Raw genomic sequence first — 11,006 nt, forward strand, 5'->3', positions numbered from 1 at the left:
ATCGCATGAACGAGATCACCACCATCCGCCCCAGCACCCCCAAGGACTGGGAGACGGACCAGGAGGTCCGCTGGTGCCCGGGCTGCGGCGACTATGCTATCCTCAAGGCGGTGCAGCGCACCATGCCCGAGCTGGGCGTCGCACCCGAGAACACGGTGTTCGTCAGCGGCATCGGCTGCTCGTCGCGCTTCCCCTATTACATGGAGACCTATGGCTTCCACACCATCCACGGCCGCGCGCCGGCGGTGGCGACGGGGGTCAAGCTCGCCAATCCGGAGCTCGACGTGTGGATCATCACCGGAGACGGCGATGCGCTGTCGATCGGCGGCAACCATACGATGCACCTGCTCCGGCGCAACCTGAACTGCCAGTTCCTGCTGTTCAACAACGAGATCTACGGCCTCACCAAGGGCCAATATTCCCCGACCAGCCGCGAAGGCACGCGCAGCCCGTCCACGCCCTTCGGCTCGGTCGACCACCCCGCCAAGCCCTGCGCCTTCGCGCTGGGGGCAGGGGCACGCTTCGTCGCCCGCGGGATCGACGTCCACAAGAACCTGCCATCGGTTCTGAAGGCGGCGCATGCGCACCAGGGCGCGGCGTTCGTCGAGATCTTCCAGAACTGCATCGTCTACAACGACGAGGTCTTCGAGCCCTTCACCGCCAAGCCCAATGCCGCCGCCAACCAGCTCTGGGCCGAGCATGGCCAGCCTTTGCTCTTCGCCGGCGGCACCCGCGGCCTCGCGCTCGATCCCGAACGGCTCGTCCTCAAGGTCGTCGATGTCACCGACGGCGACTGGCAGGGGGCGGGGGTGATCGTCCACAACATCACCAATCGCGCCATCGCGCACATGCTGGTCGAGATGCCCTTCGGCCCGTTCCCGATGGCGCTCGGCGTGCTCTATGACGACCCCGCACCCACGTTCGAAAGCGCGGTGATCGCGCAGAACAAGGCGGCGAGCGAAGGCAAGGCCGCCGATCTCCAGAAGCTGGTGTCGAAAGGCCAGACCTGGATGGTCGACAAGGAGCCGCACAAGCTCTGACTGTTATCGCTATCGGCTTGCATTGGCGGCGAACTGGCCTATCGCCCCGTTCATGTTGACCCGCGCATCCGCCGGCCTTTTTCCGCGTGAACTTGCGCCGGCGACAAGCGTCTTGTCCCGATGACCCCAGGCGACGGCACCTTCCGCACCCCCGCCGAGCGCGCCCGCCGCCACGACCTCGACGCGCTGCGGGCTGTGTTCCTGCTGTTCGGCATCCCGTACCACGCCTCGCTCACCGCGCGCCCCGGGCCGTGGATCGCCAATTTCCACGATCGCTCGATCGATTTCATCTACCTGGCGGATTATCTCCACCTGTTCCGCATGCCGGGCTTCTACATGATCGCCGGCTATTTCGCCGCGATGCTGCTCCAGAAGCGCCCGGTGGCGAGCTATCTGCCCTCGCGCCTCCACCGGCTCGTCCCGCCCTTCCTGGCCGGCACCTTCCTGCTCGTGCCGCTCATGCATTTCCTGCTGCTGTGCATCACCGGCAATCCCGACCCGCTCGGTCGCTGGTGGGAAATCATGACGATGACCGAGCGCAACCCGTTCGAGCATCTCTGGTTCGTCCAGGTGCTGCTCTACTACACCGCCGGGCTCGCCGCCCTGGTCTGGATCTTCCCCGCGCTCGCCCATGCCGAGCTCAAGGGCGAGCAGCGCAACCTGGTCCGCTGGTTCATTCCGCTCACCCTCGCCACCGGCCTGGTACTCGGCCTGTGCGGGCTGGGCTCGCTCCAGCTCGAGCGCTATCGCTACCTGAACAATTTCGCGGTCAACTTCCTCTCGGCCCGCTACGCGCTCGACTATCTGCCCTGGTTCCTGCTCGGGGCGATCCTCCAGCGCATCCCCGCGCTCGACCGGCGCTTCGCCCGCTTCTCCTGGATCCTGTTCCTCACCGGCCTGGCCGCGAGCATCATCGTCGCCTTCTATCCGCGTACGGTGCCGTTCCTGTGGCGCCCGGTGCTCACCGGCGTCGCCGCGCTCTGCCTCACCCAGGCCTCGCTTGGCGCGCTGGCGCATTTCATCCATGGCGAGCGCCGCTGGGTGAAGGCGCTCGTCTCCGCCTCCTTCGTGATCTACCTGTTCCACGAGCCGCTGATCGTGCTGGTCACGCCACTGCTCGACCAGTTGCCGATCCCGCTCTGGCCGCGCTTCATCCTGCTCTGCCTGACTGCCTTTTTCGGCTCCTACGGCATCTGGAAGCTCATCAAGCTGAGCCCGGCGCTGCGCTACCTGTTCAACGGCGAGCGCCCGAAGAAGCGTAGCAAAAGCTAGCTTGCCCGACTCACCGGCGCGTGCATTGTGCGCGACGCAATGCACGCGCCCCTGAGCCAGCCCAATCCCGACAAGCCGCGCCACTGGTCCGCACGCGCGCTCGCCCCCTTGTTTCGTGGCCAGCTCGACAAGATCGACGCCGGCATCGCCCGGGGCAGCCTGTCGCTCGGCCTGCCGGACGGCACCGCCCGCCTGCTCGGCGGCCGCGCCGAGGGGCCCGCCGCGATCGTCGACCTGCGCAGCTGGCGTGCGCTGCTCCGCCTGGCGGTCGGCGGCTCGATCGGCTGGTACCAGGCCTGGGCACTCGGCGAATGGGCCAGCCCCGATCCGGTCCAGCTCTTCGCGCTGTTCGGCCTCAACCGCGCCGAGCTCGCCCGCCAGGCCCGCGCCACCGGCCTGTCCAAGGGCATCAAGCGCCTGCTCCACTGGCGCAACCGTAACCATCGCGGCGGCTCGCGACGCAACATCCAGTTCCATTACGACCTGGGCAACGACTTCTACCAGCTCTGGCTCGACCCCGGAATGACCTATTCGAGCGCGCTGTTCACCGCACCCGGCCAGACGCTCGAACAGGCCCAGCACGAAAAGCTCGCGGCGATCCTGGCACGCACCAACACCAGCCCCGGCGACGAGATCCTCGAGATCGGCTGCGGCTGGGGGAGCTTCGCCGAGCTGGCGGTGGCGCAGGGGCGCAAGGTCCATGGCATCACCCTGTCCACCGAGCAGAAGGCCTGGGCCGAGGCACGCGTGCCGCGCGACGCCCGCTTCACCCTCACCGACTATCGCGACGTCACCGGCAGCTATGACGCGGTTGCCAGCATCGAGATGGCCGAGGCGGTGGGGCAGGCCTATTGGCCCGCCTATCTCGATGCCATTGCCGGTGCGCTCAAGCCGGGCGGCCATGCGGCGCTGCAGGTCATCATCTTCGACGACGCGTTCTTCGAGGACTATGCCGCGAACGTCGACTTCATCCAGGCCTATGTCTTCCCGGGCGGCCTGCTGCTGTCGGAGCGGCGTTTCGCCGCCCTGGCCGCCGCGCGGGGCCTGCCCACCCAGGACCGCATCGGTTTCGGCCTCGACTATGCCGAGACGCTCCGCCTGTGGCGCGAGCGCTTCGATGCGGCCGTGCTGGCGGGCACGCTGCCTGCACAATTCGACCGAAATTTCATCGACTTGTGGCGCTATTATCTGATGTATTGCGAAGGCGGGTTCAGAGGCGGCGGTATTGACGTCGTCCAGCTCACCTTGGTGAAGGAGGAGGGGATATGAGGAAGTTGCTGCTGGCCGGCGCACTCGCGCTGGGAACCGTCGCGGGGCAGGGGGCGATCGCCCAGGCGGTCCAGTCGTCCGACGTGAAGCTGCAGTCCGGCGACAATTCGGGCCTGCGCAAGGTCGGTGCCGAGGTGCTGTTCTGGAGCCAGGCCCAGCGCGACGCCAATTTCCCGCATATGGAGCGGCTCTTCCCCGGCCATATCGTCAAGGCCGGCACCAGGGTCCGCGCGCTTCCCGCGGGCAAGCCGCTCGCTTTCCCCGATGCCGATCTCGACGCCTTCATCGCCCAGCAGAACATCTCCGGGCTGATCGTGCTCAAGGACGGCAAGATCGTGCTCGAACGCTATGCCCGCGGCTATTCGCGGGAGGGCCGCTGGACCAGCTTCTCGGTCGCCAAGTCCTTCACCTCGTCGCTGGTCGGTGCGGCGATCAAGGATGGCTATATCAAGTCGGTCGACGAGCTCGTCACCAAATACATCCCCGAACTCGCCGGCAGCGGCTATGACGGCGTCACGATCGCACAGCTGCTCACCATGACCTCGGGCGTGAAGTGGAACGAGGATTATACCGACGCCAAGTCCGACGTCGCCCGCATGTTCCTCGAGCCGGTACCGGCAGGGGAGGACCCCACCGTCTACTACATGAAGAAGCTCCCCCGCGAGTTCGCGCCGGGTGCGAAGTGGGTCTACAAGACCGGCGAGACCAATCTGATCGGCGTGCTGGTGATGCGCGCCACCGGCAAGCCGCTCGCCACCTATCTCAGCGCGAAGATCTGGCAGCCCTATGGCATGGAGCAGGACGCGTTCTGGATGGTCGATCCGTCCGGACACGAGGTCAGCGGCTGCTGCCTGTCGGTGAGCTTGCGCGACTATGCCCGGCTCGGCCAGTTCGCGCTCGAGGGCGGCAAGGGCGTCGTCCCTGCCGACTGGTATCGCCAGTCGACCACCGCCCATGCCGATATCGGCGTACCGGGCTTCGGCTATGGCTATCAATGGTGGACCTATCCCGAAGGCCGCTTCGGCGCCCAGGGCATTTTCGGCCAGACGATCCGCGTCGATCCGAAATCGAAGGTGGTGATCGCGGTCTCGGCAGCAGCGCCCAAGGCCAGCGACAGCGATTATGGCAAGGCGCGCACTGCGTTCCTCAACCGGCTGTTCGAGGCCGCGGCGAAGTAGCGCGAGCGCTGGCCTGGCAAGTCAAACTGCTCCCCGGCGAAAGCCGGGGCCCAGGGTTTCTCTGCCGATCCGCTTGTGACCCTGGGCCCCGGCTTTTGCCGGGAAGCAGGAAGAACCGAGAGCTCTCAGCCCTCAACCCGCTCGAAATGCCCCGCCTCGAACCCCGAGGCCGCCAGCGCCGCGATCCGTTCCGCCACCACTTCCGGCGCCTTCACCGTCGCCGGATCCTCGCCGGGGAAGGCGCGGGCGCGCATCTTGGTGCGGGTGGCGCCGGGATCGAGGATGCCGACGCGGATGCCGCTGATATGCGCGACTTCCTCGCCATAGGTGAGCAGCAGGTTCTCGAACGCCGCCTTGGACGATCCGTAGACGCCCCAATAGGCGCGCGCGGTGCGGCCGACGCTGGAGGTCACCCCGATCACTCGCGCACCGCTCGATGCCTTGAGCATCGGGTCGAACGCCGCGAGCATCGCCGCCTGGGCGGTGACGTTGAGCGTCAAGATCTTGGCATATTCCTTGAAATCGATCGCCGGCACCGCGCTCAGCGTGCCGAGCTGGGCAGCGTTGAGCACGAGCACGTCCAGCGCCGTCCAACGGCCCGAGATCGCCTCCGCGAGCCGGGCGATGCTGTCATTCTCGGTCAGGTCGAGCGGGGCGATCGTCGCCGAACCACCCGCCGCGAAGATCGTTTCCTCGACTTCCTCGAGCCCGCCCGCGGTGCGCGCGGTCAGGATGACATGCGCGCCCTGGCTGCCCAGTGCGATCGCGGTCGCCGCGCCGATGCCCCGGCTCGCGCCGGTGACGAGCGCGGTGCGCCCCGAAAGTGCCCCCTCGCTCATCCCGGTCTTAGCCCACGCGCTCGTGAAGCAGCGCGAACTGGTCGGTCGGTGGGCCGTTCTCGTCCTGGTCGGTCAGCGTCGTCGGATATTCGCCGGTGAAGCAGGCATCGCAGTATTTCGGATGGATATCCGCGCGGTGCGCCTCGCCCAGCGCCTTGTACAGGCCGTCGATCGAGATGAAGGCCAGGCTGTCGGCATGGATGAAGTCGGTCATCCCGCCCACGTCCAGCTTGGCCGCGAGCAGCTTGGCGCGCTCCGGCGTATCGACGCCGTAGAAGCAGCTGTGCCGGGTCGGCGGGCTGGCGATGCGCATGTGCACTTCGGCAGCACCCGCTTCGCGCATCATCTGCACGATCTTGAGGCTGGTGGTGCCGCGGACGATCGAATCGTCGATCAGCACCACGCGCTTGCCCTTGATCAGCTCGCGATTGGCGTTGTGCTTCAGCTTCACGCCCAGGTGGCGGATCTGGTCGCCGGGCTGGATGAAGGTACGGCCGACATAGTGCGAGCGGATGATGCCAAGCTCGAACGGGATGCCGCTCTGCTGGGCATAGCCGATCGCCGCCGGCACGCCGGAATCTGGGACGGGGACGACCAGGTCGGCCTCGACCGGTGCCTCGATCGCCAGCTGCGCGCCGATCGCCTTGCGCACCGAATAGACCGAGCGGTTGTCGCTGATCGAATCCGGACGGGAGAAATAGACATACTCGAAGATGCAGGGACGGGCGCCGACGGGCGCGAACGGCTTGTGCGAGCTGATCTCGCCGCCCTTCACGATCACCAGCTCACCCGGCTCGACGTCGCGGACATAGTCGGCGCCGACCACGTCGAGCGCCACCGTCTCGGATGCGAAGACGATCGTGTCGTCGAGCTTGCCCATCACCAGCGGGCGGATGCCCAGCGGGTCGCGGCAGGCGATCATGCCCTCGGGGGTCATGACGATCAGCGAATAGGCGCCCTCGACCTGCTTGAGCGCGTCGATGAAGCGGTCGATCAGCGTGCGGAACTGCGAGGTCGCGACGAGGTGGATGATCACCTCGGTGTCGCTGGTCGACTGGAAGATCGCGCCGCGGCGGATCAGGTCGCGGCGCAGGCGCATCGCGTTCGAGATGTTGCCGTTATGCGCGATCGCGAAGCCGCCGCTGGCCAGCTCGGCATAGAGCGGCTGGACGTTGCGCAGCGAGGTCTCGCCGGTGGTCGAGTAGCGGACATGGCCGCAGGCGGTGTCGCCGTGCAGCCCGCGGATCACGTCGTCGCGGTCGAAATTGCCGGCGACATGGCCCATTGCGCGGTGGATGTGGAACTGGCGGCCGTCGAAGCTGGTGATGCCCGCCGCCTCCTGTCCACGGTGCTGCAGCGCATGCAGGCCAAGCGCGACCGCGGCGGCAGCGCCGTCCATGCCGGAAACGCCGAAAATGCCGCACTCTTCGCGCAGCTTGTCGTCATCGAACGGGTTTGTGGTAAGCATCAGCCCTCAAGGGGTTTTGAACTATCGAGCGGGCATATAGGCGCTTCGTCCCGGTTTGTCGCCCGCTTGTCACAAAGAAATGAACTTGCTGGCTTTTCCGGTGGTTTTTCAGGGCGAAAGGAGCCGTTCCCATGCCCGGACACGACCATGGACCCCAGATCAAGAACGACGAACTCTACGAGAAACTCCGCGATGAGGGGAACTCGAAGGAGAAGTCGGCGCGAATCGCCAACGCCCAGGCCGAAGGCACGCTCGACCATCGCGGCGGCACGCTCGAGAGCCGCTCGAAGGACCAGCTCTATGACGAGGCGCGGGAGATCGGCATCGAGGGCCGCTCCAAGATGGACAAGGACAAGCTGATCGAGGCCATCCGCGATCATTGAGGCCTGGCCCGCGCCGCGCTAGACAGCGCGCGTGGACAATGAACGCGAAACGGGCCTCGTGCTCGACCCGAAATATGACGCCGCCGGCCTGATCACCGCCGTCTGCACCGCTCCGGACGGCACGGTGCTGATGCTCGCGCACATGAACGCCGAGGCGCTCCAGGCCACGCTCGACACCGGCGAGGCGACCTTCTGGTCGCGCAGCCGCGGCAAGCTCTGGAAGAAGGGCGAGACCTCGGGCCATATCCTCAAGGTGCTCGAGGCCCGGATAGACTGCGACCAGGACGCGGTCTGGCTCAAGGTCGAGCCGCACGGCCCCGCCTGCCACACCGGCGCGCCGAGCTGCTTCTACCGCATCGTCGAAGGCGGAAAGCTCGTCCGCGGATGAAGCGCGCCGGGCCGCTCCTCGCGCTCCTCCTCGCCGCCTGCTCCTCGGGCACGGCGCCGGACAACAAGGCCCAGCCGCCCCAGGACCTGGAAAAGGCCGCCATCGAGCGCGGCCTCGTCCGCAACCCCGCCGACACCGACATCGCCGGCCTCTACGCCCGCGACACCGACCGCGTCTGCATCGTCCCCGACGCCGAACTCGGCTACCGGATCGGCGCGTTCGTCGATTATGGCGACCGCATCACCTGCAGCGGCACCGGGCGGGCGAGCCGGGTAGGGGAGTCGCTCCATGTCGAGTTCGGCGAGGACGGCAGTTGCTCGTTCGATGCCAAATATGACGGCGACAAGATCGCCTTCCCCGGCGCGCTGCCGGACGGCTGCAACAAATATTGCGCAAAGCGCGCGTCCTATGCCGGCCTCGAAGTGACCCGGCTCAGCGAGTCGGCCGCCGAGGCCGCCGCGATGCGCGATGCGAACGGCAAGAGGCTCTGCGGCGGCGGCGACTAAGCCGTCATCCCGGTGAAAGCCGGGATCTCAGGCGAAGGCGCGGGAGGGGCGCCGCACGAGCGCCCCGGCTTTCGCCGGGATGACGGAAAAGGTCGATTTCGGCCGCGCAGGCAATTGACGTTCACGTAAGGGGAAAGTATTTTATGCCCATGAACGCACCAGCTTTCCCGCTCGAAGCCCTGGCCCCGATCGAGCCGCGACCGGACCGCGACAGCTTCACCATCTCGGACCTGTGCGCCGAATTCTCGGTCACGCCCCGCGCGCTTCGCTTCTATGAGGACGAGGGCCTGATCGCCCCCGAGCGCCGCGGCACCGCCCGCATCTATTCGCACCGCGACCGCGCCCGGCTCGCCTGGATCCTGCGCGGCAAGCGCGTCGGCTTCAGCCTCGCCGAGATCCGCGAGATGATCGACCTCTACGATGTCGGCGACGATCGCAGCACCCAGAAGCAGGTCACGCTCGAGCGCTGCCTCGAACGCATCGACCTGCTCGAGAACCAGAAGCGCGACATCGACGCGCACATCGCCGAGCTCCAGCAATTCGTCGAACTGCTCAAGAGCAGCGACTAACCCCCGAGGAACCCTGAAATGCCCCAGTATACTCCGCCGGTGCGCGACACCCGCTTCATCCTCGAGCAGGTGATCGGCCTCGATCGCTATGCCAATCTTCCCGGCTTCGAGAACGCCACGCCGGACACGGTCGACGCCGTGCTCGAGCAGGGCGGCCAGTTCGTCGCCGAGGTCCTGTTCCCGATCAACCATTCGGGCGACCAGGAAGGCTGCAAGCGCCATGACGACGGCAGCGTCACCACGCCCGCCGGCTACAAGGAAGCGTACAATCAGTTCGTCGAGAGCGGCTGGGGCACGCTCAGCTTCCCCGAGGCGTTCGGCGGCCAGGGCATGCCGCACGTCATCTCGACGGCGTTCCAGGAGTTCATGATCTCCTCGAACATGGCCTTCGCCATGTATCCGGGCCTCACCCACGGCGCGGTCGCGGCCCTGCTGGTCAAGGGCTCGCCCGAGCAGCAGGAGAAGTACGTCCCCAAGATGGTCGCCGGCACCTGGGGCGGCACGATGAACCTCACCGAGCCGCAGTGCGGCACCGATCTAGGCCTGATCCGCACCCGCGCCGAGCCGAACGCCGATGGCAGCTATTCGATCACCGGCACCAAGATCTTCATCTCCTCGGGCGAGCATGACCTGACCGAGAACATCATCCATCTCGTCCTCGCCAAGACGCCGGGCGCGCCGGAGAGCAGCAAGGGCATCTCGCTGTTCGTCGTCCCCAAGTTCCTCGTCAACGACGACGGCTCGCTGGGCGATCGCAACGCCGTCACCTGCGGCTCGATCGAGCACAAGATGGGCATCCACGCCAATTCGACCTGCGTGATGAACTATGACGGCGCCACCGGCTGGCTCGTCGGCGAGGAGATGAAGGGCCTCGCCGCGATGTTCATCATGATGAACGCCGCGCGTCTCGGCGTCGGCCTCCAGGGCCTCGGCGTCGGCGAGGTCGCGCTGCAGAACGCTGTCCAGTACGCGCATGACCGCCGCCAGGGCCGCGCGCTCACTGGCCCGCAGGAGCCGAACGAAAAGGCCGATACGCTGTTCGTCCACCCGGACGTCCGCCGCATGCTGATGGAAGCCAAGGCGCAGACCGAGGGCATGCGCGCGCTCTGCCTCTGGGGTGCGCTCCAGGTCGATCTCGAGCATGCCGCCGCCACCGAGGAGGAGCGCCAGCTCGCCGCGGACCTGATCGGCCTGCTCACGCCTGTCATCAAGGGCGTCGGCACCGATATCGGCTACAAGGTCGCGACCGACAGCCAGCAGGTCTATGGCGGTCATGGCTACATCGCCGAATGGGGCATGGAGCAGTACGTCCGCGATGCCCGCATCTCGATGATCTATGAGGGCACCAACGGCGTTCAGGCGATGGACCTGGTCGGCCGCAAGCTCGCCATGAACGGCGGCCGCGCGGTCCAGGCCTTCTTCAAGCTGGTCGCCGAGGAAGCCGCCGCCGCCAAGGGCGACGAGAAGCTCGCGGCGCTGGCCGAAGGGCTGGAGAAGACCCTCGGCCATCTCCAGGGCGCGACGATGTGGCTCGCCCAGAACGGCTTCAAGAACCCGAACGACGTCGGCGCCGGCGCCTATCCCTATATGCAGCTCACCGGCACGGTCGCGCTCGGCCTGATGTGGCTCCGCATGGCCAAGGCCGCCGCCGCCGCGCTGGCCACGGGCGAGGGCGACACCAAATTCTACGAAGCCAAGCTGGTCACCGCCCGCTTCTTCGCCGAACGCTTCTTCCCGGACGCCAGCGGCCTGCGCCGCAAGATCGAAGCCGGCAGCGAGACAGTGATGGCGCTCGACCCGGACCTGTTCCGGGCGGCCTAACGTCTCCAGCTCCCCTCCCTGGAAGGAGGGGAGCAGAATAGCGTTGAAGCGCTGAACGACGCCTTCAATCGTCATGCTGAACTTGTTTCAGCATCCAAACCACCACACAGGATATCGCCCGAGGCGCGTTGGACCTGAAACAAGTTCAGGGAGACGGTGGAAGCGAGGCCACCGAACCCCAAGGCAGCGTTGCGTCTACCCTCCAGCTTCCCCGGCGGAAGCCCGGGGCCAGGGGTTGTGCGCCGAACCGCGTGGGGCCCAGGGCGCCGCCCG

The 11,006-nt window shown here is 66.9% G+C and carries 11 protein-coding genes; 9 read left to right on the forward strand and 2 right to left on the reverse strand.

What is annotated here, in order from left to right; all coding sequences use genetic code 11:
* The first annotated feature begins 5 nt into the window (after positions 1-5).
* The 4 genes from AAHM44_RS13135 to AAHM44_RS13150 all read left to right on the forward strand — a co-directional run bounded on the left by AAHM44_RS13135 (position 6) and on the right by AAHM44_RS13150 (position 4,759).
* Positions 6-1,040: a 2-oxoacid:ferredoxin oxidoreductase subunit beta gene (locus AAHM44_RS13135; protein ID WP_269575329.1), complete on the forward strand. Its 1,035-nt coding sequence runs from the start codon at positions 6-8 to the stop codon at positions 1,038-1,040.
* 120 nt (positions 1,041-1,160) lie between these two features.
* A complete protein-coding gene (locus AAHM44_RS13140) occupies positions 1,161-2,312 on the forward strand; it encodes an acyltransferase family protein (RefSeq protein WP_342250253.1) in 1,152 nt (383 codons plus the stop codon).
* A 39-nt stretch (positions 2,313-2,351) separates the two neighbouring features.
* A complete protein-coding gene (locus AAHM44_RS13145) occupies positions 2,352-3,581 on the forward strand; it encodes a cyclopropane-fatty-acyl-phospholipid synthase family protein (protein ID WP_342250254.1) in 1,230 nt (409 codons plus the stop codon).
* The gene (locus tag AAHM44_RS13150; RefSeq protein WP_269575332.1) at positions 3,578-4,759 is read left to right on the forward strand and encodes a serine hydrolase domain-containing protein; all 1,182 of its coding nucleotides are present in this window, start codon (positions 3,578-3,580) and stop codon (positions 4,757-4,759) included. Before AAHM44_RS13145 ends, AAHM44_RS13150 begins: the two co-directional genes overlap by 4 nt.
* Positions 4,760-4,884: 125 nt before the next feature.
* Here AAHM44_RS13150 and AAHM44_RS13155 read toward each other — a convergent pair whose 3' ends face one another.
* On the reverse strand, positions 4,885-5,598 hold the full coding sequence (locus AAHM44_RS13155) for an SDR family NAD(P)-dependent oxidoreductase (protein WP_342250255.1): 714 nt from the start codon (positions 5,596-5,598) through the stop codon (positions 4,885-4,887).
* 7 nt (positions 5,599-5,605) lie between these two features.
* The gene (purF, locus tag AAHM44_RS13160) at positions 5,606-7,066 is read right to left on the reverse strand and encodes an amidophosphoribosyltransferase (RefSeq protein WP_184166169.1); all 1,461 of its coding nucleotides are present in this window, start codon (positions 7,064-7,066) and stop codon (positions 5,606-5,608) included.
* A gap of 131 nt (positions 7,067-7,197) precedes the next feature.
* Here purF and AAHM44_RS13165 point away from each other — a divergent pair, with 131 nt between their 5' ends.
* The 5 genes from AAHM44_RS13165 (at position 7,198) to AAHM44_RS13185 (ending at position 10,733) form a co-directional block, all read left to right on the forward strand.
* Positions 7,198-7,449 (forward strand): DUF7218 family protein, encoded by a 252-nt coding sequence (locus AAHM44_RS13165; RefSeq protein ID WP_342250256.1) that lies wholly within the window; start codon positions 7,198-7,200, stop codon positions 7,447-7,449.
* Between the two features lie 31 nt (positions 7,450-7,480).
* On the forward strand, positions 7,481-7,837 hold the full coding sequence (gene hisI, locus AAHM44_RS13170; protein ID WP_269575335.1) for a phosphoribosyl-AMP cyclohydrolase: 357 nt from the start codon (positions 7,481-7,483) through the stop codon (positions 7,835-7,837).
* Complete coding sequence (locus tag AAHM44_RS13175; protein WP_342250257.1) at positions 7,834-8,343, forward strand: hypothetical protein; 510 nt, start codon at positions 7,834-7,836, stop codon at positions 8,341-8,343. The genes hisI and AAHM44_RS13175 overlap by 4 nt, the downstream gene beginning before the upstream one ends.
* Before the next feature lie 149 nt (positions 8,344-8,492).
* On the forward strand, positions 8,493-8,912 hold the full coding sequence (locus AAHM44_RS13180; protein WP_184166156.1) for a MerR family transcriptional regulator: 420 nt from the start codon (positions 8,493-8,495) through the stop codon (positions 8,910-8,912).
* An 18-nt stretch (positions 8,913-8,930) separates the two neighbouring features.
* Positions 8,931-10,733, forward strand: coding sequence for an acyl-CoA dehydrogenase C-terminal domain-containing protein (locus AAHM44_RS13185; RefSeq protein ID WP_184166153.1), 1,803 nt, complete (start codon positions 8,931-8,933; stop codon positions 10,731-10,733).
* Positions 10,734-11,006 lie beyond the last annotated feature (273 nt).

The organism is Sphingomonas sp. OTU376 (genome assembly GCF_038440415.1).
In the GTDB taxonomy this organism is placed as follows: domain Bacteria; phylum Pseudomonadota; class Alphaproteobacteria; order Sphingomonadales; family Sphingomonadaceae; genus Sphingomonas; species Sphingomonas kyeonggiensis_A.

What these genes read in the sequence shown, in the direction of transcription:
- AAHM44_RS13145 (WP_342250254.1), top strand. Translation starts at nt 2,352, where the DNA reads ATGCACGCGCCCCTGAGCCAGCCCAATCCCGACAAGCCGCGCCACTGG.
- AAHM44_RS13180 (WP_184166156.1), top strand. Translation starts at nt 8,493, where the DNA reads ATGAACGCACCAGCTTTCCCGCTCGAAGCCCTGGCCCCGATCGAGCCG.
- purF (WP_184166169.1), bottom strand. Translation starts at nt 7,066, where the DNA reads ATGCTTACCACAAACCCGTTCGATGACGACAAGCTGCGCGAAGAGTGC.
- AAHM44_RS13185 (WP_184166153.1), top strand. Translation starts at nt 8,931, where the DNA reads ATGCCCCAGTATACTCCGCCGGTGCGCGACACCCGCTTCATCCTCGAG.
- AAHM44_RS13150 (WP_269575332.1), top strand. Translation starts at nt 3,578, where the DNA reads ATGAGGAAGTTGCTGCTGGCCGGCGCACTCGCGCTGGGAACCGTCGCG.
- AAHM44_RS13165 (WP_342250256.1), top strand. Translation starts at nt 7,198, where the DNA reads ATGCCCGGACACGACCATGGACCCCAGATCAAGAACGACGAACTCTAC.
- AAHM44_RS13175 (WP_342250257.1), top strand. Translation starts at nt 7,834, where the DNA reads ATGAAGCGCGCCGGGCCGCTCCTCGCGCTCCTCCTCGCCGCCTGCTCC.
- AAHM44_RS13140 (WP_342250253.1), top strand. Translation starts at nt 1,161, where the DNA reads ATGACCCCAGGCGACGGCACCTTCCGCACCCCCGCCGAGCGCGCCCGC.
- AAHM44_RS13135 (WP_269575329.1), top strand. Translation starts at nt 6, where the DNA reads ATGAACGAGATCACCACCATCCGCCCCAGCACCCCCAAGGACTGGGAG.
- AAHM44_RS13155 (WP_342250255.1), bottom strand. Translation starts at nt 5,598, where the DNA reads ATGAGCGAGGGGGCACTTTCGGGGCGCACCGCGCTCGTCACCGGCGCG.